General features: G+C 68.6%; 21 protein-coding genes. 20 read left to right on the forward strand and 1 reads right to left on the reverse strand.

What is annotated here, in order from left to right; all coding sequences use genetic code 11:
• The first annotated feature begins 23 nt into the window (after window positions 1-23).
• On the forward strand, window positions 24-482 hold the full coding sequence (gene soxR, locus ACYU8V_RS13745; RefSeq protein WP_460848115.1) for a redox-sensitive transcriptional activator SoxR: 459 nt from the start codon (window positions 24-26) through the stop codon (window positions 480-482).
• Here the strand turns inward: soxR and ACYU8V_RS13750 are convergent.
• Window positions 472-1,740, reverse strand: coding sequence for a PLP-dependent aminotransferase family protein (locus tag ACYU8V_RS13750; RefSeq protein WP_460848116.1), 1,269 nt, complete (start codon window positions 1,738-1,740; stop codon window positions 472-474). The two genes, soxR and ACYU8V_RS13750, sit on opposite strands and share 11 nt — an antisense overlap.
• Before the next feature lie 276 nt (window positions 1,741-2,016).
• Between ACYU8V_RS13750 and rplJ the strand changes: the two genes are divergently transcribed.
• The 19 genes from rplJ (at window position 2,017) to ACYU8V_RS13845 (ending at window position 25,066) form a co-directional block, all read left to right on the forward strand.
• Complete coding sequence (gene rplJ / locus ACYU8V_RS13755; RefSeq protein ID WP_460848117.1) at window positions 2,017-2,667, forward strand: 50S ribosomal protein L10; 651 nt, start codon at window positions 2,017-2,019, stop codon at window positions 2,665-2,667.
• Window positions 2,668-2,746: 79 nt separating this feature from the next.
• Window positions 2,747-3,139 (forward strand): 50S ribosomal protein L7/L12, encoded by a 393-nt coding sequence (rplL, locus tag ACYU8V_RS13760; RefSeq protein ID WP_460848119.1) that lies wholly within the window; start codon window positions 2,747-2,749, stop codon window positions 3,137-3,139.
• A 277-nt stretch (window positions 3,140-3,416) separates the two neighbouring features.
• Window positions 3,417-4,382, forward strand: a complete 966-nt coding sequence (locus ACYU8V_RS13765; RefSeq protein WP_460848121.1) for an ABC transporter ATP-binding protein — start codon at window positions 3,417-3,419, stop codon at window positions 4,380-4,382.
• Window positions 4,383-4,399: 17 nt separating this feature from the next.
• Window positions 4,400-5,182 (forward strand): MlaE family ABC transporter permease, encoded by a 783-nt coding sequence (locus ACYU8V_RS13770; RefSeq protein ID WP_460848122.1) that lies wholly within the window; start codon window positions 4,400-4,402, stop codon window positions 5,180-5,182.
• 14 nt (window positions 5,183-5,196) lie between these two features.
• Window positions 5,197-6,024 carry an MlaE family ABC transporter permease gene (locus tag ACYU8V_RS13775; RefSeq protein ID WP_460848123.1) on the forward strand — a complete coding sequence of 276 codons (828 nt, stop codon included), beginning with the start codon at window positions 5,197-5,199 and terminating at the stop codon, window positions 6,022-6,024.
• Window positions 6,025-6,030: 6 nt separating this feature from the next.
• Window positions 6,031-7,311, forward strand: a complete 1,281-nt coding sequence (locus ACYU8V_RS13780; RefSeq protein ID WP_460848125.1) for an MCE family protein — start codon at window positions 6,031-6,033, stop codon at window positions 7,309-7,311.
• The gene (locus ACYU8V_RS13785) at window positions 7,311-8,351 is read left to right on the forward strand and encodes an MCE family protein (RefSeq protein WP_460848126.1); all 1,041 of its coding nucleotides are present in this window, start codon (window positions 7,311-7,313) and stop codon (window positions 8,349-8,351) included. Before ACYU8V_RS13780 ends, ACYU8V_RS13785 begins: the two co-directional genes overlap by 1 nt.
• A gap of 13 nt (window positions 8,352-8,364) precedes the next feature.
• Window positions 8,365-9,336 carry an MCE family protein gene (locus tag ACYU8V_RS13790; RefSeq protein ID WP_460848127.1) on the forward strand — a complete coding sequence of 324 codons (972 nt, stop codon included), beginning with the start codon at window positions 8,365-8,367 and terminating at the stop codon, window positions 9,334-9,336.
• Window positions 9,336-10,469: an MCE family protein gene (locus ACYU8V_RS13795; RefSeq protein WP_460848128.1), complete on the forward strand. Its 1,134-nt coding sequence runs from the start codon at window positions 9,336-9,338 to the stop codon at window positions 10,467-10,469. Before ACYU8V_RS13790 ends, ACYU8V_RS13795 begins: the two co-directional genes overlap by 1 nt.
• The gene (locus ACYU8V_RS13800; RefSeq protein WP_460848130.1) at window positions 10,469-11,899 is read left to right on the forward strand and encodes an MCE family protein; all 1,431 of its coding nucleotides are present in this window, start codon (window positions 10,469-10,471) and stop codon (window positions 11,897-11,899) included. The genes ACYU8V_RS13795 and ACYU8V_RS13800 overlap by 1 nt, the downstream gene beginning before the upstream one ends.
• The gene (locus ACYU8V_RS13805) at window positions 11,896-13,203 is read left to right on the forward strand and encodes an MCE family protein (protein ID WP_460848132.1); all 1,308 of its coding nucleotides are present in this window, start codon (window positions 11,896-11,898) and stop codon (window positions 13,201-13,203) included. Before ACYU8V_RS13800 ends, ACYU8V_RS13805 begins: the two co-directional genes overlap by 4 nt.
• Before the next feature lie 32 nt (window positions 13,204-13,235).
• Window positions 13,236-13,880 carry a hypothetical protein gene (locus ACYU8V_RS13810; protein ID WP_460848133.1) on the forward strand — a complete coding sequence of 215 codons (645 nt, stop codon included), beginning with the start codon at window positions 13,236-13,238 and terminating at the stop codon, window positions 13,878-13,880.
• A complete protein-coding gene (locus ACYU8V_RS13815; RefSeq protein ID WP_460848134.1) occupies window positions 13,877-14,821 on the forward strand; it encodes a J domain-containing protein in 945 nt (314 codons plus the stop codon). Before ACYU8V_RS13810 ends, ACYU8V_RS13815 begins: the two co-directional genes overlap by 4 nt.
• Before the next feature lie 222 nt (window positions 14,822-15,043).
• Entirely contained in the window at window positions 15,044-18,529 is a 3,486-nt protein-coding gene (gene rpoB / locus ACYU8V_RS13820; protein WP_460848136.1) for a DNA-directed RNA polymerase subunit beta, read from the forward strand.
• 88 nt (window positions 18,530-18,617) lie between these two features.
• Window positions 18,618-22,448, forward strand: a complete 3,831-nt coding sequence (locus tag ACYU8V_RS13825; RefSeq protein ID WP_460848137.1) for a DNA-directed RNA polymerase subunit beta' — start codon at window positions 18,618-18,620, stop codon at window positions 22,446-22,448.
• Between the two features lie 84 nt (window positions 22,449-22,532).
• A complete protein-coding gene (locus tag ACYU8V_RS13830) occupies window positions 22,533-22,841 on the forward strand; it encodes a 4a-hydroxytetrahydrobiopterin dehydratase (RefSeq protein WP_460848139.1) in 309 nt (102 codons plus the stop codon).
• Between the two features lie 50 nt (window positions 22,842-22,891).
• Window positions 22,892-23,197: a hypothetical protein gene (locus ACYU8V_RS13835; protein ID WP_460848140.1), complete on the forward strand. Its 306-nt coding sequence runs from the start codon at window positions 22,892-22,894 to the stop codon at window positions 23,195-23,197.
• A gap of 55 nt (window positions 23,198-23,252) precedes the next feature.
• Window positions 23,253-23,777, forward strand: coding sequence for a DUF4232 domain-containing protein (locus tag ACYU8V_RS13840; RefSeq protein WP_460848142.1), 525 nt, complete (start codon window positions 23,253-23,255; stop codon window positions 23,775-23,777).
• 26 nt (window positions 23,778-23,803) lie between these two features.
• Window positions 23,804-25,066 (forward strand): geranylgeranyl reductase family protein, encoded by a 1,263-nt coding sequence (locus ACYU8V_RS13845; protein WP_460848144.1) that lies wholly within the window; start codon window positions 23,804-23,806, stop codon window positions 25,064-25,066.
• Window positions 25,067-25,108 lie beyond the last annotated feature (42 nt).

Below are 25,108 nucleotides of genomic sequence, written 5' to 3' on the forward strand. Positions count from 1 at the left end.
CAAGGGGAAGGCTGAGGAGCGGCATGGATCGACACGATCGGCTGACGGTGACCCAGGTGAGCCGGCGCAGCGGCTTCGCCCCCTCGGCGCTGCGCTTCTACGAGGAGCGGGGGCTGATCGCGGCGGGCAGGACCCCCGGCGGGCGCCGGGAGTACGAGCGTGCGGTCCTGCGCCGGCTGGCCTTCATCCGCGCCGCCAGCAACATCGGCCTCACCCTCGAGGAGACCCGGGAGGAGCTCGGCCGGCTCCCCGAGAACCGGACGCCGACCAAGGCGGATTGGGCACGGATCTCCGACCACTGGCGTGCCCGGCTCGAGGAGCGCATCGGTGCGCTCGAGCGGCTGCGCGACGGGCTCGACTCCTGCATCGGCTGCGGCTGCCTGTCCCTCAAGCACTGCGGCATCGCGAACCCCGGCGACGTGGCCGGGGTCCGCGGGGACGAGCCGGGTGCGGCGTACCTGCCGCCGGTGCTCAGGAGGTGAGGGCCTCGAGCGCGGCGAGCTCGACGCACACCGCGACGCCGGCCATCGCCGTCTCGACCTCCGCGAGGGACGGGAAGGTCGGCGCGAGCCGGATGTTGCGGTCGTCGGGGTCCTTGCCGAGCGGGAACGCCGAGCCGGCGGGCGTCAGGGCGATGCCCGCCTCCTTGGCCAGCTGGACGGTCCGGCTGGCGGTGCCGTCGAGCACGTTGAGGTCGACGAAGTAGCCGCCGGTCGGCCGGCTCCAGGTGGCGATGCCGAGTCCGTCGAGCCGCGCGGTCAGCGCCGTCTGCACGGCCTCGAACTTCGGCGCGATGAGGTCGCGGTGCTTGCGCATGTGGGCACGTACGCCGTCGGCGTCGCCGAAGAACTCCACGTGCCGCAGCTGGTTGATCTTGTCCGGGCCGATCGCGGCGAAGCCGAGTCGCTGCAGGTACCATGCGACGTTGTTGGGTGAGGCGGCCAGGCAGGCCACGCCGGCGCCGGCGTAGGTGATCTTCGAGGTCGAGGCGAACATGATCGGCCGGTTCGGGTGACCCGAGACCGCGGCCAGGCTCAGGGCGTCCGCGCTCTTCACCTCGACGTCGGTGAGGTGGTGCACGGCGTAGGCGTTGTCCCACAGGATCCGGAAGTCGGGAGCGGCGGTCTCCATCGCCATCAGCTCGGCGGCCACCTCGGTGGTGCACACCGAGCCGGTCGGGTTCGCGTACGTCGGCACCAGCCACATGCCCTTGACCGCCGGGTCGGCGACGAGCGCGCGCACCGCCGGGACGTCCGGGCCGTCCTCGTGCATCGGCACGGTGACCATCTCGATGCCGAGCTCGGCCAGCATGGTGAAGTGCCGGTCGTAGCCCGGCACCGGGCAGATGAACTTCACGACCGGCTCGTCCTTCCACGGACGGGGCGAGTCGGGGCCGCCCTTGAGCAGCAGCCAGCTGACGACCTGGTACATCATCGACAGGCTGGAGTTGCCGCCCGCGACCACCTGGTCCGGCGCCACGGAGAGCAGGTCGCCGAAGATCTCGCGCATCTCCGGCAGGCCGTTCAGCTCCCCGTAGTTGCGGACGTCGACGCCGGCGCGGTCCTTGGTCGTCGAGGGCAGCGTGAGCAGCCCGTCGGAGAGGTCGAGCTGGTCGGCGCCGGGCTTGCCGCGGGTGAGGTCGAGCTGGAGGCCCTTGGCCTGCAGCGAGGCGTAGTCGGCACGTGCGGCGGTGAGCCGCTCGGCGAGGTCGGCGGGGGAGGCCTGGGTCAGCGTCGTCACAGCACCTATCGTGCCAGCACCGACGATTTGGTACGCCGGGCGGGCGTCCGTAGTCTTGCCTCTTGAAACCAGAGACCGCTGGTCGCCGGTGCTGCCCCGAAGTGATGACGGGTGGAGCCGGTCGAAGGTCCCGCAAGGGCGACCCGCGCAGGATTCGAAGCAGTGCCGCGCGACCTGAGAATGGCCGCTCGTCCCCGCCCCGGAGCCTGTGCCCGGGGCGATCGTCATTTGCGGGCCGGACAGGCACGCGGTCTCATCCGATCCGGAAGGAGACCCATGGCGCGGGCAGACAAGCAGGCCGCCGTCGCGGAGATGACTGACGAGTTCAGTGCATCCGCTGGCGCTGTGCTGACCGAGTACCGCGGTCTCACCGTCAAGGAGCTGCAGACGCTGCGTCGCTCCCTCGGTGCGAACGCCAACTACGCCGTGGTCAAGAACACGCTGGCCAAGCTCGCCGCATCTGAGGCGGGCATCGAGGGCTTCGACGAGCTCCTCACCGGTCCCACCGCCATCGCCTTCATCAAGGGCGATGTCGTCGAGGCCGCCAAGGGCCTGCGTGACTTTGCCAAGGCGAACCCCGCTCTTGTGATCAAGGGCGGCGTTCTGGACGGCAACATCCTCGACCCGGCCGAGATCGCCAAGCTGGCCGATCTCGAGTCCCGCGAGGTGCTCCTGGGCAAGATGGCCGGCGCGATGCTGGCCTCGCTCTCCCAGGCCGTCTACCTCCTCAACGCCCCGCTCGCCCAGGCTGCCCGGCTCGCCGGCGCCCTGGAGGCGAAGGCGCAGGAGGACCCCTCGATCCTCGCAGGTGGTGCCGGTGCTCCGGCCGCTGCCGAGGAGACCCCGGCCGCTGAGGTCGTCACGGAGGAGGCTGCCGACGAGGCCGCTCCCGCCGAGGCGCCCGAGGCCGAGTCCACCGACGCCTGACCTCAGGCCGACGTACACCACCTGAAACCCCGGCTCACACCGCATGGTGCGGCCAGAGAACCAAGAAGGAGACGCCACCATGGCGAAGCTCAGCACTGACGAGCTGCTCGACGCGTTCAAGGAGATGACGCTGATCGAGCTGTCCGAGTTCGTGAAGCAGTTCGAGGAGACCTTCGGCGTCACCGCCGCTGCCCCGGTCGCCGTTGCCGCTGCCCCCGCCGCCGGCGGCGCCGCGGGCGGTGCCGACGAGGCTGCCGCGCAGGACGAGTTCGACGTCGTCCTCGAGGGCGCCGGCGACAAGAAGATCAACGTCATCAAGGAGGTGCGCGCTCTGACCTCCCTCGGCCTGAAGGAGGCCAAGGACCTCGTTGAGGGCGCGCCGAAGGTCGTCCTGGAGAAGGTCAACAAGGAGACCGCTGACAAGGCGAAGGAGGCCCTCGAGGCCGCCGGCGCCAGCGTCACCCTCAAGTGACGTTCTGATCCACCCGCGAGCGGGCTTCCCTTCGGGGGAGCCCGCTCGTGTCTTTTTCGATCCTCCCGCGAACCTCGTCCGCGCTCGGACACGTTGCCGCAACGAAACTGTCTCGGAAGCCGGCAAAGCGTGACGGGGGCCACGGTTTGCGCGTAACCTGCCCGTCGGGATGGCGTTGTACTGACCGGTACGACGTGGCCCAGGCCACAGTGCGAGGCGCGAGCCTCGGGCCGCCATGGCTCCGGCAGGCCAACCGTGTTTTGGAGAGAGGGTTCAAATGGGCGTCGACGTCGCAGTGACCAACCTGACCAAGCAGTTCGGCAAGCAGCTGATCTGGAAGGGTGTCACGCTGACCCTCCCCGCCGGCGAGATCTCGGTGATGCTGGGCCCGTCCGGTACCGGCAAGTCCGTCTTCCTCAAGGCCCTCATCGGCCTGATCAAGCCCGACGAGGGCTCGATCGTGATCGAGGGCACCGACATCGCCTCCTGCTCCGAGAAGGAGCTCTACGAGGTCCGCAAGCTGTTCGGCGTGCTGTTCCAGGACGGCGCGATGTTCGGCTCGATGAACCTCTACGACAACGTCGCGTTCCCGCTGCGCGAGCACACTCGCAAGGGCGAGTCCGAGATCCGTGACATCGTCATGGAGAAGATGGACCTGGTCGGTCTGCTCGGTGCCGAGGACAAGCTCCCCGGTGAGATCTCCGGTGGTATGCGCAAGCGTGCCGGTCTGGCCCGCGCGCTGGTCCTCGACCCCGAGATCCTGCTGATCGACGAGCCGGACTCCGGTCTGGACCCGGTCCGCACCTCGTTCATCAACCAGCTCTTCATCGACCTGAACGCCCAGATCGACGCGACGTTCCTGATCGTGACCCACGACATCCACTCGGTGCGGATCGTGCCGGACCAGATCGGCCTGCTCTACCACAAGCACCTGGCCATGTACGGTCCGCGCGAGATGCTGCTGTCCTCCGACGAGCCCGTGGTGCGTCAGTTCCTCAACGCCCAGACCGTCGGTCCGATCGGCATGTCGGAGGAGAAGGACGCCGACCAGCTGGCCGCGGAGAAGGACATGAACCTTCCGCCGCTCCCGCCGATCCCCCTCCAGCTCGAGCCGTCCAACGGCATCCCGCGCCGCTCTCAGCGCGAGCCGGGCGCCTGGTGTCGTGAGCACGGCATCACCCCGCCGCCGGGCTCCTTCACCAAGGAAGCCGAGCACGCCAGCGGATCCTCGCAGGCACACTGACGGGACACCCCCACACCATGTCCCTCACGGCAGCTCGGGTCTTCCGGCCGGTAGGGACGGCAGGAAAGCTCTTCGCCTTCGCGCTCGACGTGGGGCGCGGACTGTTCCGCCGTCCGTTCCAGCTGCGGGAGTTCGTCCAGCAGGCCTGGTTCATCGCCTCGGTCACGATCATCCCGACGGCGCTGGTCGCGATCCCCTTCGGCGCGGTCATCGCGCTGCAGGTCGGTGGCCTGATCAAGCAGTTCGGCGCGCAGTCCTTCACCGGGTCGGCGTCGGTGCTCGCGGTCATCCAGCAGGCGGCGCCCATCGGCACGGCCCTGCTGATCGCCGGCGCCGGCGGCTCGGCCATCGCGGCCGACCTCGGGGCCCGCAAGATCCGTGAAGAGCTCGACGCGATGATGGTGCTCGGCATCGACCCGATCCAGCGCCTGGTCGTGCCCCGGGTCCTGGCCTGCATGCTCGTCTCGGTGTTCCTCAACGGCATGGTGAGCGTCGTCGGCGTCGTCGGCGGCTACGTGTTCAACGTGATCCTGCAGGACGGCACGCCCGGCGCCTACCTGGCCAGCTTCACCGCGCTGGCCCAGCTGCCGGACGTGTGGATCGGCCTGATCAAGGCGCTGGTCTTCGGGCTGATCGCCGCGATCGTGGCGTCGTACAAGGGCATGGACGCGAAGGGCGGCCCGAAGGGTGTCGGCGACGCGGTCAACGAGTCGGTCGTCATCACCTTCCTGCTGCTGTTCATCGTGAACTTCGTGCTGAGCACCATCTACCTCCAGATCATTCCTCCGAAGACGGGCTGAGGGAGGACACGGCGATGGCGAACGTCAAGGCGATCTACGAGCGACCCCTCAAGGGTCTCGACACCCTCGGGCACGAGCTGAGCTTCTACCTGCGGGTGCTCGCGGCCGTCCCGCGCGCGGTCGTGCGCTTCCCGCGCGAGGTGCTGCGGATCCTGGCCGAGGTGACCCTCGGCTCGGGTGCGCTGGCCGTCATCGGCGGCACGGTCGGCGTCATCATCGGCATGACCTTCTTCACCGGCGCGCAGGTGGGTCTGTCGGGGTACGCCGCGCTCAACCAGCTCGGCACGGCGGCCTTCGCGGGCTTCGTGTCGGCGTACTTCAACACCCGCGAGATCGCGCCCCTGGTCGCGGGCATCGCCCTCGCGGCGACGGTCGGCTGCGGCTTCACCGCCCAGTTGGGCGCCATGCGGATCTCCGAGGAGATCGACGCCGTGGAGGTCATGGCGATCCCGTCGATGCAGTACCTCGTGGCGACCCGGGTCTTCGGCGGCCTCATCGCCATCATCCCGCTCTACGTCGTGGGCCTGCTGTCGTCGTACGTCGCCAGCCAGCTCGTCGTGACGCTGTACTACCGGCAGTCCGTCGGCACCTACAAGCACTACTTCAACGAGTTCCTGCCACCCGGCGACGTGCTGTGGTCGTTCGGCAAGGTGCTCGTCTTCGCCGTCATCGTGATCCTCATCCACTGCTACCACGGCTACGCCGCGAGCGGTGGTCCCGCCGGAGTGGGTGTGGCCGTGGGCCGCGCCGTCCGGACCAGCATCGTCGCCATCAACGTCGTCGACCTGCTGCTGTCGATGGCGATCTGGGGCGCGTCGACCACCGTCAGATTGGCGGGGTGAGGGGAGATGTCTCTGCTCCGCTCCCCGCGTCTGCTCGGCGTGGTGTTCATCGCGCTGCTGCTGGGCTCGGTGTACCTGACCTACGCGACGTTCACCAAGAAGTTCTCCAGCTACGACCGGGTGACCCTCGAGACCTCGACCATCGGCCTCCAGCTGCCCACCCGCGCCGACGTCAAGATCCGCGGCGTCATCGTGGGCGAGGTGCTGAAGTCCGAGGCCGATGGCGAGAACGGCGCGAAGATCACGCTGGGTCTCTATCCCGACAAGATCAGCGAGATCCCCTCCAACGTCACCGGTGCGATCGTGCCGAAGACGCTGTTCGGTGAGAAGTACGTGTCGCTGGAGATCCCGTCGACGGGCCCGGCCGGCACGAGCATCCAGACCGGCGCCGTCATCACCAGGACCGCGGTCAGCACCGAGGTCGAGGAGGTCCTCAACGACCTCTACCCGCTGCTGCGCACCGTCTCGCCGGCCGATCTGAACAGCACCCTGACCGCCATCTCGACCGCACTCGAGGGCCGCGGCAACCAGCTCGGCCAGAGCCTGACGACGGTCGACACCTACCTGAAGAAGATCAACCCGCAGATCCCGCAGCTGCTGCAGGACCTCTCGGAGACGGCCAAGGTGTCCGACACCTACGCCGACATCTTCCCGCAGATCGCCACCATCCTGGACAACACCGTGAAGACCACCGGCACCCTCCAGGAGAAGGAGACCGCGCTGACCCAGACGCTGCGTGACGTGCGCTCCTTCGCGGACACCGCGCGGGTCTTCCTCAGCCGCAACGAGGCCAACCTGCGCGAGGCCGGGGTGCTGAGCACCAGGATCCTCAAGGTCGTCGCGCGGTACGCCGTGGAGATCCCCTGCATGTCGCACGCGCTGGTCCACGTCCAGGGCCGGCTGGCCGAGGCGTTCCGCGGCTTCGAGCTGCACATCGTTCTCGAGACGCTGCCGCACCAGCCCAACCCGTACTCGCCCAAGGACCGGCCGCACTTCGGCGCGGCCGCAGGCCCCAGCTGCCACGGCCTGCCGAACCTGCCCTACAGCCAGGAGCACCCCTACCCGGGCCTGCCCTTCATGGACGACGGCGTGAGCCGCGGCCAGAGCGGCAAGGGCAACGTGCAGCGCCCGGCGCCGAGCTTCGGCACCAGCGGCCTCGGCTACCGGGGCACGCCCGGTGACGTCGACGTGCTCCGCCGGCTCCTGCAGCAGCAGTACGGCGCCGACGCCGCCGACCCGCTCTCCGTGCTCCAGGCCGGTCCGCTGGCCGTGGGAGGTGCTTCCTGATGCCCCGCGCAGGACTCGACAAGAAGACCTCGCAGGATCTCGTCCGGCTGCTCTGCTTCGTCCTCACCACCGGGCTCGCGACGAGCCTGCTGGTGATCACGATCGGCAACCTGTCGTTCCGGAGCACGCACAAGTACGAGGCGATCTTCAGCGACGCCGCGGGCGTCAACAAGGGTGACGACATCCGGGTCGCCGGGGTCCGGGTCGGCACCGTGAAGGACATCTCGATCACCAAGGACAACCAGGCCGAGGTGACCTTCAGCGTCGACTCCGACGTCCGGCTCGACGACGCGACCCACGCGCAGATCAAGTACCGCAACCTGCTCGGCCAGCGCTACATCTCGCTGTACCAGCAGGGCACCTCGGACACCGTCCTCCCCTCCGGCGGGACGCTCCCGATCAGCCGGACCAAGCCGGCCCTGAACCTGACCGTTCTCTTCGACGGCTTCAAGCCGCTGTTCGCGGCGCTGTCGCCCGACGACATCAACAAGCTGTCCTACGAGATCGTCCAGGTCTTCCAGGGCGAGGGCGGCACCCTGCAGAACCTGCTGTCCAGCACCGCCTCGGTGACCCAGACGCTGGCCGACCGGGACAAGGTCATCGGGCAGCTGCTCGACAACCTGTCCTACGTGCTCAACCACGTGGCGGCACGCGACCACCAGCTGGGGCGTCTCATCGTCAGCTTCAAGCGGCTGGTCACGGGCCTGAACAAGGACCGCGGTCCGATCCTGGGGTCGCTCAACAGCATCTCCGCGCTGTCGGTGCAGACGGCGAGCCTGGTCCAGGGGCTGCGGCCGCCGTTCGTGGCCGACATCCACCAGCTGCGTGCGGTCGCGACCAACCTCGACAACGGCAAGCAGGAGCTGGACCGTGCGCTGCAGGTGCTTCCGATCAAGCTGAACAAGATCGGGCGCACGGCGACGTACGGCTCCTGGTTCAACTTCTACCTGTGCCACTTCGTGGCCACCGTCCGCCTGGGCAAGCAGGTCCTCGCCCAGCCCTCCGTCAACATCGGCGCCGACCGATGCAACCTGGGATGAGGCGGGAGAGACGATGAAGCCCTTCCGCGAACGCAACCCCGTGATCGTGGGTGCCCTCAGCATCGTGACGCTGGTGCTCCTGCTCACCGCTGCGCTGCGTGCCCAGGACCTGCCGATCATCGGTGCGGGCGACACCTACTACGCCGACTTCAGCGAGGCCGGCGGCCTCAAGGTCAACGACGAGGTGCGCATCGCCGGCGTCCGCGTCGGCAAGGTCAACTCCGTCGAGCTCGAGGGCGACAAGGTCCACGTCGGGTTCAAGATCAACACCGACGCGACCCTCGGCCAGGACACCGAGGCGGCGATCCAGGTCAAGACCATCCTGGGCTCGATGTACCTCGCGCTGGTGCCGGAGGGCAGCGGCGAGCTGGCGCACGGGTCGACGATCCCGGTCGAGCACACCAGCTCGCCGTACAACGTGGTCGACGCCTTCACCGGCCTGGCCCGCAACTCCGGGAACATCGACACCGGTCAGCTGGCGCGGTCGCTGACCACCCTGGCCGACCTGACCCGCAGCACGCCGGCCTCGTTCCGGCGCGCGCTGACGGGCGTCTCCGCGCTGTCCCGGGTCGTCGCGTCGCGCGACGCCCAGGTCAACACGCTGCTCAAGAGCCTGGACCGGGTCTCGACCGTCCTCGACGCCCGTGACCAGGACATCGTGTCGCTGATGAAGGCGTCCGCGAGCCTGTTCAAGGCGGTGCTGCTGCGCAAGCAGGCCATCCACAACCTCCTCAAGGCGACCGTCACGCTCAGCACCCAGCTCACCGGCCTCGTGCGTGACACGAAGGCCGACCTGCACCCGGCGCTGCAGCACCTCGCCAACGTCGTGGACATCCTGAACAAGAACGAGGACAACATCGACAACTCGGTACGGTTGATGGCGCCGTTCTACCGCGTGTTCGCGAGCACGCTGGGCAACGGACCGTGGTTCGACACCTACATCTACAACCTGCCGCCGATCCCGGGCCCGAAGGCAGGTGGATGATGAGCGCCAAGATCCAGCGCTGGCTGCCGCTCGCGATCATCGGGGCACTGGTGATCGCCGGAGCCGTCTACCTGTTCGGCAGCGGCAGTGGTGACAAGACGGTCACCGCCTACTTCCCGCGTGCGGTGTCGCTCTACGAGGGCAGCGACGTGCGGGTGCTCGGCGTCGCGATCGGCAAGGTCGACCAGATCATCCCGAAGGGGACGCAGGTCGAGGTCGTCATGCACTACGACAAGGACGTCAAGATCCCCGCGTCGGCGAAGGCCGTCATCGTGTCTCCCGCCGTGGTCGGCGACCGGTACGTCCAGCTGACGCCGGCGTACAAGGGCGGCGACGTGATGGCCGACAACACGATCATCCAGGAGAGCAACACCGCGGTGCCGCTCGAGCTCGACCAGATCTACAGCAGCATCGACAAGCTGACCGTCGCCCTCGGGCCGAACGGTGCGAACAAGACCGGCGCGCTGACCGACCTGCTCGACCAGACGGCGCGGAACTTCGGGGGCGAGGGCGCCCAGTTCCACCAGACGATCAAGGACTTCGGCAAGTTCAGCGCGACCCTGGACGACAACAAGGACGAGCTGTTCCACTCCGCGACCAAGCTCGAGTCGTTCATCAACACCCTGGCCAAGAACGACGGCACGGTCCGCAGCTTCAACACCAACCTCGGCAAGCTGTCCACGATGCTCGCCGGGGAGCGCTCCGACCTGAGCTCCGCGCTGAGCAACCTCGGCACGGCCCTCGACGCCGTCGGGCACTTCGTCAAGGACAACCGCAGGCTGCTCGGCAAGAACATCGCCGGCCTGGACCGGGTCACCAAGATCCTGGTCAAGCGGCGCAGCCAGCTGACCGAGATCGTCAAGGCCGCCCCGCTGGCGCTGACGAACCTGTACCACACCTACAACCCGCAGGCCGGCACGCTCGACACCAACGGCAACGTGGGCAACCTGGTCACCGAGCTGACCACGCATCCGACCGACTACCTGTGCGCGCTGGTGTCCTCGCAGGACGCCAACGGCAGCATCTGCAACGTGATCAAGGGCCTGAACCTGGGTCGCGTCCAGCCCTTCGGGCAGGGGACGTGGTCCGACCAGCCCTACGACCCGACCCTCAACGGCCTGGTGGTGAAGTGATGACGCGCCGGATTCGTGCCGCGGTCGCGCTCCTCGCGGGCGTGCTGATGCTCGGTGGCTGTGGGTTCGACGTGTACTCCCTGCCCCTGCCCGGCGGTGCCGACATCGGCAGCAACCCGATCACGGTGACCGCCGACTTCCGCGACGTGCTCGACCTGGTGCCGCAGTCCGCGGTCAAGGTCAACGACGTCACCGTCGGCAAGGTGACCAAGGTCGAGCGCAAGGGCTACACCGCCGAAGTGACGATGAGCATCCGCAACGACACCGACCTGCCGGCCAACGCGACCGCGAACATCCGCCAGACCAGCCTGCTCGGCGAGAAGTTCGTGTCCCTGGACGCGCCGCTGACCGGGAGCACGGGACAGCTCGCGAGCGGCGCGACCATCCCGATCTCCCGCACGGGTCGCAACCCCGAGGTCGAGGAGGTGCTCGGCGCGCTCAGCCTGGTGTTGAACGGAGGCGGCATCGGCCGGCTCAAGATCATCACCTCCGAGCTCAACCAGGCGCTCGCGGGCCGCGAGGACTCCGCACGCTCGGTGCTCACCCAGGTCGCGCAGCTGATGTCGCAGCTCGACAGCCGCAAGCAGCAGATCGTCGCCGCCATCACCTCGGTCAACCGGCTGGCCATCCAGGCACGCCGGAACATGGGCAGCATCGATCAGGCGCTGACCAAGCTCCCCTCCGCCGTCGACTCCCTGAACCGCCAGCGTGCCGATCTGCGCAAGATGCTGCAGGCCCTGGCCCAGCTGGGGAACGTGGGCGTCCGGGTCATCAAGGCGACGAAGGTCTCGACCATCGAGTCGCTGCGGTCGCTGAACCCGGTCCTCACCCAGATCTCGGCCGCGGGCAAGGACTTCGTCAACTCCTTCAGCACCTTCCTGACCTACCCGTTCATCGACGAGTCGGTCGGCCGCGATCCCCAGGTCGCGCGCAACCTGCACATGGGCGACTACGTCAACCTGTCGGTCAACCTCGACCTGGACCTGAACAACCTCTCGCTGCCCGACGTCATCTGCATCCCGCTCAGCGGGCTGCCGCCGAACGAGTCGCTGGACCAGCTGATCAACCTCAAGAACCTCTGTGCCGGCGTCCAGCAGACGCTCAGCCAGTGCAAGCTGTCCAACCCGTCGGCGTGCGCGCAGCTGCCGCAGGCGCTGATCAAGAACCTCTGCCTCGACGGCGGCATCAGCCTGCCGCTGCTGTGCAGCAACGTGGCCAAGTCCGGCTCCGGCACGACCAGCGGGTCGGGCTCGGGGACCACCAGCTCGGTGCAGCAGCTGCTGCACAGCCTGGGCCTCGCGCGACCGGCGCCGATGACGTCGCGGCAACGGCATGACGAGGCGCGCTGGAACACCTTCACGCACGAGTACGACGTCGACATGCTCCAGCTGATGGCGGCGCCGCTGAACGCGACGGGGGCGAGCCGATGATCACCAGACGCACGAAGGTCCAGCTCCTGATCTTCACGATCATCACGCTGCTGGGCGTGAGCTACGTCGGAGCCCGCTACGCCAAGCTCGACCGCCTGGTCCTCAACGAGTCCTACACGGTCACCGCGCACTACGGCGACTCCTCCGGCGGCATCTTCACCGGCGCCGAGGTCACCTACCGTGGCGTCACCATCGGCAAGGTCAGCGACATGGAGCTGACCCACGACGGCGTCGACGTGAAGCTCGACATCGACAACAAGTGGAACAAGATCCCCGCTGACCGGCTGGTCGCGGTGGTCGGCAACCGATCGGCCGTCGGTGAGCAGTACGTCGAGCTGCAGCCCCAGACCGACGACGGCCCGTACCTGACCGACGGCTCGCAGATCGATCGCACCGAGATCCCGATCGCGACCCAGCAGCTGCTGTCCGACATCGTGACCACCGTGCACAGCGTGCACAGGAAGTCCCTGAAGACCTCGATCAACGAGCTCGGCAAGGCCTTCGACGGCACCGGCCCGGACCTGCAGCGCATCATCGACACCAGCACGTCGTTCATCAAGACGGCCAACGACAACTTCGGCGTCACTCGCGACCTGATCCGCGACAGCAACACCGTGCTCAACACCCAGGTGGCCTCGGACTCCGCGCTGCGCGCCTTCGCCCGCGGTCTGTCGGCGTTCTCGACGACCCTGGCCGGCGACGACCCGTCGCTGCGCAAGGTCATCGACAAGGGCTCGTTCGCCGCCTCGCAGCTCCGCACCTTCCTGGAGCAGAACCAGGTCCACCTCGCCTCGATCCTGAACAGCATCGTGGTGACCGGTCGGATCGTGGTGCAGAACCTGCCGGGCCTGAAGCTCGCGCTGGTGGTCTACCCGTACGCCGTGGGCGCCGGGTACGTCGTGGTCGGCAAGACCCCCGGCATCAATAAGTACGACGCCCACTTCGGCCTGGTGCTCGCCAGCGAGAAGCCGCTCGGCGGGTACACCCTGTGCCGCCGCGGCTACGAGACGACGCGGCACCGCAGCCCCTCCAACGGCGCGAACTGGGCGATGGACACCCAGGCGCACTGTGCCGAGCCGATCACCGACGGCAACGTCCGCGGCGAGCAGAACCTGCGCCGGCTCGCACCGGACTACTCGCGCATGAACAGCCGCACCGTCGCCTCGTTCGACCAGCGCACCGGCAAGCTGACGTGGGGTGCACCGACGGCCGGCTTGAGCGACAGCGGTAGCGTGGCGCCCCGGTCGCTCGGAAGGGACTCGTGGACGTGGCTGTACCTCCAACCGCTGCTCGCTCGGCAGTAGGTTCGCCGACCCTGCGCTGGAGTGTCCTGGGGGTGCTGCTCGGCATCGTCGTGGCCGCGCTCGCGGTCTCGGTCATCGCGGTGGCACGCCAGGACGGCGGCAGCCTCTCGGCGAAGATCGACACGCTGCGGAACCCCGGTGCCGCCGTCGACGAGGCCACGCTGGCGCGCGAGCAGGCGCTCGGCGTCGGTCAGGACTTCGTGACCCGGTTCAACACCTACGGTCCCCAGATGCTGGCCAAGGACGGCACCATGCCGGCGTACGAGGGACTCAGCAAGGTGATGACCTCCAAGTTCGCCGCGGTGTTCGCGAAGAACGTCGGGTACGCCGAGGCGACCGTGAAGCAGAACCGGATCCGGCGGACCGCGACGGTGTACGGCGCCGGTGTCTCGGACATCGACGCCGACACGGCGACCGTGATCGTGGCCGGCATCGCGCGGTTCGCCTACCCGAACCCGAAGCAGAAGGGTGGCTGGCTGCAGTTCGACCCCGAGCGCTTCCGCTACGCGGTCTCGCTGGTCAAGCAGGACGGCCAGTGGCTGGTCGACGACCTCGACGACATCGATGACGGCCTGCCCCCGCTCGGCGAGGCCGGCGGTACGACGGGCGGCGGCTCGGGCAGCCTGCCCTCGCCGGCGCCGAGCCTGTCCGGGTCGAAGACCGGGAGCGGATCGTGAGCCCGAACCTCTACGACCTCCTCGACGTCGAGGAGTCCGCCTCGGCCGACGAGGTGCGGGCGGCCTGGAAGGCTGCCATCGCGGACCTGGAGCCGAGCGACCGCCGGTTCCGGGCGTTCAACGACGCGGCAGGGGTCCTGCTGGACCCGGCCAAGCGCTCGGCGTACGACGAGGAGCTGGCGACCGCCCGCGCGACCGAGGTCGACGACGAGCCGGAGCACGAGCCGGAGCACGAGCCTGCCAGCGTCGAGCCGGTGCCCGACCCGGTGACCGAGCCCCTGTCCCCGGTGGCGGTGTCCGTGGACGAGGTCGATGAGGCCGACGACGCCGACGCCCCCGCTGAGGCCAACCAGTCGGGGCCGGCCGAGGCCGTGGACGTGAGCGACACCGCCCCCGCCGCCCCCGGCCCGGCGCTGTGGGCGCTGGCCGTGGCGGGCGTCGTGGCGCTGGCCGCCGTGATCCTCGCGGTCTGGGTCCTCACCCGGCCCGGCGTGGACGACTCCGCGGACCAGAAGACAGGCGCCGCGGCCGTGGCCGCCGATCCGTCGGCGGTGGAGCGGTTCGTGTCGGACACCCTGGTGCCCGCCATGTCCTACGACTACCGGACGTGGAACGCGGACCTGGCCAAGTTCGAGGCCTACATGACGCCGACCGAGGCCGCGAAGTACAAGCGCGGCTGGAAGGCGCTCGGCCCCCAGGTCGAGCAGCAGCACGCGGTCGTCGCCTCGCACGTCCCGACCGACGCGCCGGGCACGGGCCTCACCCGCATCTCCGACGACGGCACCCGGGCCGTCGTGCTGGCGTTCATCGACCAGGACGTGCGCAAGCTCGCAACGGCGCCGTTCACGCTCAAGATGTGGGCCACGTTCGTGCTGGCGAAGGACCCGTCGACCGGCTCCTGGCTCGTCGACGACGTGTGCACCGACAGCGCCTGCTCCTGAACTTCGGGGCGTCCGGCCGCGCGGGGTGCTTGACCTGAGGGCCCGACACGAGCATGCTCTAGGCAGCATCGTGGTGGTTTGCGAGGCCTGACTTGTCTTGCGTCCATTATTCGGCTAACGTGGCGCTTTGCGCCTGCCCTCAAATGCTCTTCTGCCTGCCCGGTGGCCGAAGTTGTGGTGGGATCGGCGCTCTCGCACAGCGTTACCGTCGAAGGACAACTCTTGGCCGCGCGCACCACTCCCGGTAAGTCCCGCATCTCTTTCGCGAAGATCAGCGAACCCATGGAGCTTCCGAAGCTCCTGGCGCTCCAGACCGACAGCTTCGACTGGCTGATCGGCAACGAGATCCACGCAGAGCGGGTCGCCGCTCGCCGGGCCGCCGGCGAGGACGTCTCCGACAAGTCCGGTCTCACCGAGATCTTCGAGGAGATCTCGCCGATCGAGGACTTCTCCGAGACGATGTCGCTCTCGTTCGAGAACCCGGTCTTCTACGACCCCAAGTACACCGTCGACGAGTGCAAGGAGAAGGACCTCACCTACTCCGCGCCCCTCTACGTCTCGGCGGAGTTCACCAACAACGAGACCGGTGAGATCAAGGGCCAGACGGTATTCATGGGCGACTTCCCGCTGATGACCCCCAAGGGCACCTTCGTCATCAACGGCACCGAGCGCGTCGTGGTCTCCCAGCTGGTCCGCAGCCCGGGCGTCTACTTCGAGCGCACCGCCGACAAGACCTCCGACAAGGACATCTACACCGCCAAGCTCATCCCGAGCCGTGGCGCGTGGCTGGAGTTCGAGATCGACAAGCGCGACATGGTCGGCGTACGCCTCGACCGCAAGCGCAAGCAGAACGTCACGGTGCTGCTCAAGGCGCTGCAGGCGGTCGCCGAGGACACCGGCGAGGCCTACGACTACGAGGCCGTCATGGCCGACCTGCGTCAGTTCGAGTCGATCCAGCTGACCGAGGAGAAGGACAACACCCAGGGGCCGGACGACGCGCTGCTGGACATCTACCGCAAGCTGCGCCCGGGCGAGCCGCCGACGCGTGAGGCCGCGCTGACGCTGCTGAAGAACTACTACTTCAACCCCAAGCGCTACGACCTGGCCAAGGTCGGCCGGTACAAGATCAACAAGAAGCTCGGCCAGCACGAGGCGTTCGACCAGCAGACCCAGACGATCGCGGACATGGTCGCCACCATCCGCTACCTCGTCGCGCTGCACGACGGCCGCACCGAGCTGACCGACGCCAACGGCGAGGCCTTCGAGATCGGCGCCGACGACATCGACCACTTCGGCAACCGTCGCATGCGCACGGTCGGCGAGCTGATCCAGAACCAGATGCGCACCGGCCTGGCGCGCATGGAGCGCGTGGTCCGCGAGCGGATGACCACCCAGGACGTCGAGGCGATCACGCCGCAGTCCCTGATCAACATCCGCCCCGTGGTCGCGGCGCTGAAGGAGTTCTTCGGTACGTCGCAGCTCTCGCAGTTCATGGACCAGACCAACCCGATCTCGGGCCTGACCCACAAGCGCCGCCTCTCGGCGCTGGGCCCGGGCGGTCTGTCCCGCGACCGCGCCGGCATGGAGGTCCGTGACGTCCACCCGTCGCACTACGGCCGCATGTGCCCGATCGAGACGCCGGAAGGCCCGAACATCGGTCTGATCGGCTCGCTGGCGTCGTACGGTCGGATCAACCCGTTCGGCTTCGTCGAGACGCCGTACCGCAAGGTCGAGAACGGCACCGTCACCGACAAGATCGACTACCTGACCGCCGACGACGAGGACCGCTACGTCATCGCGCAGGCCAACGCCGCCCTCGACGCGAAGAACCGCTTCGCCGAGCCCAAGGTGCTGGTCCGCCAGCGCTTCGGCGAGGTCGGCGAGGTCGACGCGGACGACGTGGACTACATGGACGTCTCCCCGCGCCAGATGGTGTCGGTCGCGACCGCCCTGATCCCGTTCCTCGAGCACGACGACGCCAACCGCGCGCTCATGGGCGCGAACATGCAGCGTCAGGCCGTTCCGCTGATCCGCAGCGACAGCCCGATCGTCGGCACCGGCATCGAGTACCGCGCCGCCGTCGACGCCGGTGACGTGGTCACCGCCACCGACGCCGGTGTGGTCAAGTCCGTGTCGGCCGACCTGGTCGAGACCATGAACGACGACGGCAGCTACACCAGCTACCGCCTGCAGAAGTTCAGCCGCTCCAACCAGGGCACCTGCATCAACCAGCGTCCGCTGGTCGCCGTGGGTGACCGCATCGAGGTCGGCAGCCCGATCGCCGACGGTCCGTGCACCGACCAGGCCGAGATGGCGCTGGGCACGAACCTGCTCGTCGCGTTCATGCCGTGGGAGGGCCACAACTACGAGGACGCGATCATCCTGTCGCAGCGCCTCGTGCAGGAGGACGTCCTCACCTCGATCCACATCGAGGAGCACGAGGTCGACGCGCGCGACACCAAGCTGGGTCCGGAGGAGATCACCCGGGACATCCCGAACGTCTCCGACGAGATGCTGGCCGACCTCGACGAGCGCGGCATCATCCGCATCGGTGCCGAGGTCAGCACCGGCGACATCCTGGTCGGCAAGGTCACGCCCAAGGGCGAGACCGAGCTGACCCCGGAGGAGCGGCTGCTCCGCGCGATCTTCGGTGAGAAGGCGCGCGAGGTCCGCGACACCTCGATGAAGGTGCCGCACGGTGAGTCCGGCACGGTCATCGGCGTGCGGGTCTTCGACCGCGAGGACGGCGACGAGCTGCCCCCGGGCGTCAACCAGCTGGTCCGGGTCTACGTCGCCCAGAAGCGCAAGATCTCGGTGGGTGACAAGCTCGCCGGCCGTCACGGCAACAAGGGCGTCATCGCCAAGATCCTGCCGATCGAGGACATGCCGTTCATGGACGACGGCACCCCGGTCGACGTGATCCTGAACCCGCTCGGTGTTCCGCGACGCATGAACATCGGTCAGATCCTCGAGCTCCACCTGGGCTGGCTCGGCAAGCAGGGCTGGCACCTGGGCGCCGACGTGCAGGACGAGGAGTGGGCCAAGCGTCTCACCTCGATCGGTGCCGAGAAGGCCGAGCCGAACACGAAGGTCGCGACGCCGGTCTTCGACGGTGCTCGTGAGGACGAGATCATCGGCCTGCTCGGCCAGGTGCTCCCCAACCGCGACGGTGAGCGGATGGTCAAGGAGGACGGCAAGGCGCACCTGTTCGACGGTCGCTCCGGCGAGCCGTTCAAGGAGCCGGTGTCGGTGGGCTACATGTACATCCTCAAGCTCCACCACCTGGTCGACGACAAGATCCACGCGCGCTCGACCGGTCCGTACTCCATGATCACCCAGCAGCCGCTCGGCGGTAAGGCCCAGTTCGGTGGCCAGCGCTTCGGTGAGATGGAGGTCTGGGCGATGGAGGCGTACGGCGCCGCCTACGCCCTGCAGGAGCTGCTCACGATCAAGTCCGACGACGTGCCCGGTCGCGTCAAGGTCTACGAGGCCATCGTCAAGGGTGAGAACATCCCCGACTCCGGTATCCCCGAGTCGTTCAAGGTCCTCATCAAGGAGATGCAGTCGCTCTGCCTCAACGTCGAGGTGCTGTCCCAGGACGGCTCCCAGATCGAGCTGCGCGACGCGGACGAGGACGTCTTCCGCGCCGCCGAGGAGCTCGGCATCGACCTGTCGCGGCGCGAGAACCCCTCCGTCGAAGAAGTGTGAGCCGTCGGTACGGCGGCCACCCGGCCGCCGTACCGCCTCACTCCCCAAGCCTCAACTCTTCAAGTACTAACGAAGGACAGCAGCCATCGTGCTCGACGTGAACTTCTTCGACCAGCTCAAGATCGGCCTGGCCACCGCGGACGAGATCCGCGCGTGGAGCCACGGCGAGGTCAAGAAGCCGGAGACCATCAACTACCGCACGCTCAAGCCCGAGCGTGACGGCCTCTTCTGCGAGAAGATCTTCGGTCCCACCCGGGACTGGGAGTGCTACTGCGGCAAGTACAAGCGCGTGCGCTTCAAGGGCATCATCTGCGAGCGGTGTGGCGTCGAGGTCACCCGCTCCAAGGTGCGCCGCGAGCGCATGGGCCACATCGAGCTCGCCGCTCCCGTGACCCACATCTGGTACTTCAAGGGCGTCCCGTCGCGGCTGGGCTACCTGCTCGACCTCGCCCCGAAGGACCTGGAGAAGGTCATCTACTTCGCGGCGTACATGATCACCTCCGTCGACGAGGAGGCGCGCCACCGCGACCTGTCCTCGCTGGAGTCGAAGGTCGGCCTGCAGCGCAAGTCGGTCGAGGACCGCCTCGCCAACACCATCAACGACCGCTCCAAGAAGCTGGAGGAGGACCTCGCGGCCCTCGAGGCCGAGGGTGCGAAGGCCGACCAGAAGCGCAAGGTCCGCGACTCGGCCGAGCGCGAGATGAACCAGATCCGCAAGCGCTTCGAGACCGAGCTCAACCGTCTCGAGGAGGTGTGGGACACCTTCAAGAGCCTCAAGGTCCAGGACCTGATGGGCGACGAGGTGCTCTACCGCGAGATGAAGTCGTGGTTCGGCAAGTACTTCGAGGGCCACATGGGCGCCACGGCGATCCAGAAGCGCCTCCAGGACTTCGACATCGACGCCGAGGTCGAGAACCTGCGCGAGATCATCGCCAACGGCAAGGGTCAGCGCAAGGTCCGTGCCCTCAAGCGGCTCAAGGTCGTCGACGCGTTCCGCAAGACCGGCAACCAGCCGATCGGCATGGTGCTCGACGCCGTCCCGGTCATCCCGCCGGACCTGCGCCCGATGGTCCAGCTCGACGGTGGCCGCTTCGCCACCTCCGACCTGAACGACCTCTACCGCCGCGTGATCAACCGCAACAACCGGCTCAAGCGCCTGCTCGACCTGGGTGCTCCCGAGATCATCGTCAACAACGAGAAGCGGATGCTCCAGGAGGCCGTCGACTCGCTGTTCGACAACGGCCGCCGTGGTCGCCCCGTCACCGGCCCGGGCAACCGGCCGCTGAAGTCGCTGTCCGACATGCTCAAGGGCAAGCAGGGTCGCTTCCGCCAGAACCTGCTCGGCAAGCGCGTGGACTACTCGGGCCGTTCGGTCATCGTGTCGGGTCCGCAGCTGAAGCTGCACCAGTGCGGTCTGCCCAAGCAGATGGCGATCGAGCTGTTCAAGCCGTTCGTCATGAAGCGCCTGGTCGACCTCAGCCACGCCCAGAACATCAAGTCCGCCAAGCGGATGGTGGAGCGTGGTGCGCGTCGCGAGGTGTGGGACGTCCTCGAAGAGGTCATCGCCGAGCACCCCGTGCTGCTCAACCGTGCGCCCACCCTGCACCGCCTCGGCATCCAGGCCTTCGAGCCCCAGCTGGTCGAGGGCAAGGCCATCCAGCTGCACCCGCTGGTCTGCACCGCGTTCAACGCCGACTTCGACGGTGACCAGATGGCGGTCCACCTGCCGCTGTCCGCCGAGGCCCAGGCCGAGGCGCGGATCCTGATGCTGTCGACGAACAACATCCTCAAGCCGTCGGACGGCCGTCCGGTGACCATGCCGACCCAGGACATGATCATCGGCCTGTTCTTCCTGACGTCGGACCGCACCGGCCAGCCGGGCGAGGGTCGCTCGTTCGCGTCGCAGGCCGAGGCCATCATGGCCTTCGACCGTGGCGAGATCACCCTGCAGAGCAAGGTCAACATCCGCTTCACCGACGCTGTCGTCGAGGGCGCGGTGCCCGGCGAGCCGCTGACGATCGAGACCACGCTCGGGCGCTCGATCTTCAACGACACGCTGCCGGCGGACTACCCGTTCGTGAACGAGGAGGTCGGCAAGAAGCGCCTCGGCGCGATCGTCAACGACCTCGCCGAGCGCTACAGCAAGGTGGTCGTGGCCGCGTCCCTGGACGCGCTGAAGGACAACGGCTTCTACTGGGCGACCCGCTCCGGCGTCACCGTCTCGATCGACGACGTGATCACGGCCCCGAACAAGGCCGAGATCCTGCTCGAGTTCGAGAACAAGGCCGCGAAGATCCAGAAGCAGTTCGAGCGTGGTCTGGTCACCGACGAGGAGCGCCGCCAGGAGCTCATCGAGATCTGGACCGAGGCCAGCGCCACGGTCGGCAAGTCGATGCGCGACGCGTTCGCGAAGGCCCCGACCAACCCGATCTACATGCAGGTCAACTCGGGCGCCTCGGGTAACTTCAACCAGATCGGTCAGGTCGGCGCCATGCGTGGCCTGGTGGCCAACCCGAAGGGCGAGATCATCCCGCGCCCGATCAAGGCCAACTTCCGTGAGGGCCTGTCGGTCCTGGAGTACTTCATCTCCACCCACGGTGCCCGCAAGGGTCTGGCCGACACCGCGCTGCGGACGGCCGACTCGGGCTACCTGACCCGTCGTCTGGTCGACGTGTCGCAGGACGTCATCATCCGCGAGGAGGACTGCGGCACCGAGCGTGGCCACCTGGTCGACATCACGTCCGAGGACGTGGAGACCACGGCGTACGCCCGGACCGCCGCCGAGGCCGTCGTCCACCCGGAGACCGGCGAGGTCCTCGCCGCCGCCGGTGACGACATCGGTGACGTCAAGATCGCCGAGCTGCTCACGGCGGGCGTGAAGGAGATCAAGGTCCGCTCGGTCCTCACCTGTGAGGCCAAGACCGGTACCTGCGCCAAGTGCTACGGCCGCTCGCTGGCCACCGGCAAGCTCGTCGACATCGGTGAGGCGGTCGGCATCATCGCCGCCCAGTCCATCGGTGAGCCGGGCACGCAGCTGACCATGCGTACCTTCCACACCGGTGGTGTGGCGTCGGCCGACGACATCACGCAGGGTCTGCCCCGCGTGGTCGAGCTGTTCGAGGCCCGTACGCCGAAGGGCCTCGCGCCCATCTCGGAGGCCGCCGGTCGCGTCCAGATCGAGGAGACCGACAAGGCCCGCAAGGTCCTCATCACTCCCGACGACGGCAGCGACGTCATCGAGTACCCGGTGTCGCGGCGCTCCAAGCTGCTCGTGGCCGACGGTGACCACATCGAGGTCGGCGACAAGCTGACCGCCGGTACCGAGGACCCGAAGGAGGTGCTGCGCATCCTCGGCGTCCGCGCCACCCAGCAGCACCTCGTCGACGAGGTCCAGCGGGTCTACAAGAGCCAGGGTGTGTCCATCCACGCCAAGCACATCGAGATCATCGTGCGGCAGATGCTGCGCCGGATCACCGTGCTGGAGTCGGGCGAGACCAACCTGCTCCCGTCCGACCTGGTCGACCGCGGCAAGTTCGAGACCGAGAACCGTCGGGTCGTCTCCGAGGGCGGCAAGCCGGCCTCGGGTCGTCCCGAGCTGATGGGCATCACCAAGGCCTCGCTCGCGACCGAGTCGTGGCTCTCGGCGGCCTCCTTCCAGGAGACCACCCGGGTGCTCACCGACGCCGCGATCAACGGCCGCTCCGACAGCCTGCGTGGCCTGAAGGAGAACGTGATCATCGGCAAGCTGATCCCGGCCGGCACCGGTCTGGAGCGCTACCGCAACATCCGTGTCGAGCCGACCGAGGAGGCCCGCCAGGCGGCGTACGCCGTCACGGGCTACGAGGCCTACGACTACGAGTTCGGTGGCGGCCAGGCAGTGGCGCTGGACGACTTCGACTTCGGCTCCTACCAGAACTGAGTCAGTCAGGACGCAGCCCTCGCACCTCCGGGTGCGGGGGCTGCGGCCGTTTTGTCGGGGCGCGGCGAGTGGCAGGGTGGAGGGATGGACCCCAAGACACTGCTGACCGAGGACCAGATCGCCGCCGCCGGGCTGGAGGGGTGGCGGGTCGAGCGCGAGGCGCTGGTGGCGTCGTACGCGACGGGTGACTTCGCGACCGGGCTGCGCCTGGTGAACGAGGTGGGGGAGGCGGCCGAGGCGGCCGACCACCACCCGGACCTCACCCTGACCTATCCGTCGGTCCGGGTCCTGCTGACCAGCCACGACGTCGGCGGCATCACCCAGCGCGACCTGGACCTCGCGGCCCGGGTGAGCGCCATCGCCGCCGGCCTGGAGGTCGCCGCCGATCACTGAGAACGGCGCGACGGGGTACTGCAGCCAGATCCACTCATGGAGGTGACCCGATGAGCACCGAAGAGAGCACCGAAGAGAGCACCGGGCGGGAGCCGAAGGTCGGCGACGCGCCCGAGCCGATGGCCAGGGGACGGTCCGAGAACCCGCCCCCGGACGGCGTGGGGTACGACGGCTCCCCGGTCGCCGACATCCTCAAGGACCGCGAGGAGCGACTGGCGCCCGAGGCCCGGCCCGAGAACAGCGAGGTCGACAACACCCACCGCGAGTTCGACGCCGAGAAGGCGATGTTCACCGACGAGCCGGGCTACGACGAGGCGCCGAGGAGGTTCCCGCCCGCCTCGGAGCAGGGCGCCTGAGGGCCGACTCCCGGCGGGCTGCAACCAACCCCGACCCGACCGCGTCAGACGGGGCATGAACACCACGATCAGCCCCAAGATCAGGCTCGTCGCCGCCGGCCTCGCCGCGGCGTCCGCCCTCCTCGTCCCCGCTGCCGCCCACGCGGGCGGCAACGACCCCGTCGTGCCGCAGTGCCGCAACGCCGACCTGCACGCGAGCTACCACTACGACGGGTCCGGGATGAGCCACACGTACTGGAACCTGGCCCTGAAGAACGTCTCCGACCACGCCTGCCACACCGGCGGGTTCGGGGGCCTGTCCTTCGTCGGTCACGGCAACGGCACCCAGGTGGGTGCCGCAGCGGACCGTGAGGGCACCTCGCGCAGCTACGTGCTGCAGCCCGGCCAGCGACTGGTCAGCGCGGTCACCCAGACCAGCACCGGCCCCTACGACCGGTCCTACTGCCGCCCCGTCCACGTCGACGGCTTCCGGGTCTACGTGCCGAACTCGACCCGGTCGCAGTTCATCGCCAAGTCCGGGACGGCCTGCTCGAACACCGCGGTCCACCTGCTGAGCCACACCGCCTACCAGCGACCCTGACAACGGCCGTCTGGGAGGATGCTCGGGTGAGCCCGAGCATCCCCCAGCAGACCGACGTCCTGGTCGTGGGTGCGGGACCGGCCGGCGCATCGGCCGCCGCCTGGGCCGCCCGGCTCGGACTGGACGTGGTGCTCGCGGACGCGGCCGTCTACCCGCGCGACAAGACCTGCGGCGACGGTCTCACCCCGCGCGCGATCGGGGAGCTGGAGCGACTCGGCCTGCGCGACTGGGTGCGGGCGCACACGGTGAACCAGGGCCTGCGGGCCCACGGCTTCCGGCAGACGCTGCACCTGCCCTGGCCCGGGGGCAGCCTGCCCGACTGGGGCAGCGCGATCCCGCGTACCGAGCTCGACGACCACCTGCGCACGACCGCCCTCAAGGCGGGTGCGGTCGGCATCGACGGCGCCCGCGCGGTCGACGTACGCTTGGAGGGTGGGCGGGTCGCCACGGTGACCTTCGAGACCGGCGGGCGCGGGGGAGAGCGGTTCGAGATCGCGTGCCGGCGGCTGGTCGTCGCCGACGGCGTACGGTCGCCGCTGGGCAAGCTGCTCGGGCGCGAGTGGCACCGCGACACCGTCTACGGCGTGGCCGGGCGCTGCTACGTGACCTCGACGATGGCCGACGACCCGTGGATCAGCTCCCACCTGGAGCTGCGTGGCGAGGGCGGGGAGATCCTGTCCGGCTACGGCTGGCTGTTCCCGCTCGGCGCGGCGGCCGGCGAGATGAACCTGGGCGTCGGGACCCTGGCCACCGCCAAGCGGCCCGCCGACGTCGCGATCAAGCCCCTGATGAGCCTGTACGCCGACCAGCAGCGCGCCGCCTTCGGGCTCGGTGCGGAGCTGCGCGCGCCCACGTCGGCCCTGCTGCCGATGGGTGGCGCCGTCTCGAACGTGGCCGGCCCGAACTGGGCGCTGATCGGCGACGCCGCGGCCTGCGTCAACCCGCTCAACGGCGAGGGCATCGACTACGGCCTGGAGACCGGCCGGGTCGTCGCCGAGGTGATGGCCGAGTCGCCGGACGCCGACCTGTCGGTGGTCTGGCCCGCGTTGCTGCGCGACCACTACGGCGAGGCGTTCTCCATCGCCCGCCGGGCGGCCGCGCTGGTGACGGTGCCGCGGGTGCTGCCCGTGCTCGGGCCGCTCGGGATGCGCTCGGACCTGCTGATGACGCTCGCCCTGCGCTGGATGGGCAACCTGGTCACCGACGAGGACCGGGACCGGGCCGCCCGGGTGTGGCGGTGGGCCGGGCGGAAGTCGCTCGCCCGGGAACAGCGTCCCCTCTTCGACTGACCCAGGTGGTCTGGACCAGTGAGGTCGAGCCACTAGGGTGAA

The organism is Nocardioides ultimimeridianus, from assembly GCF_054777895.1.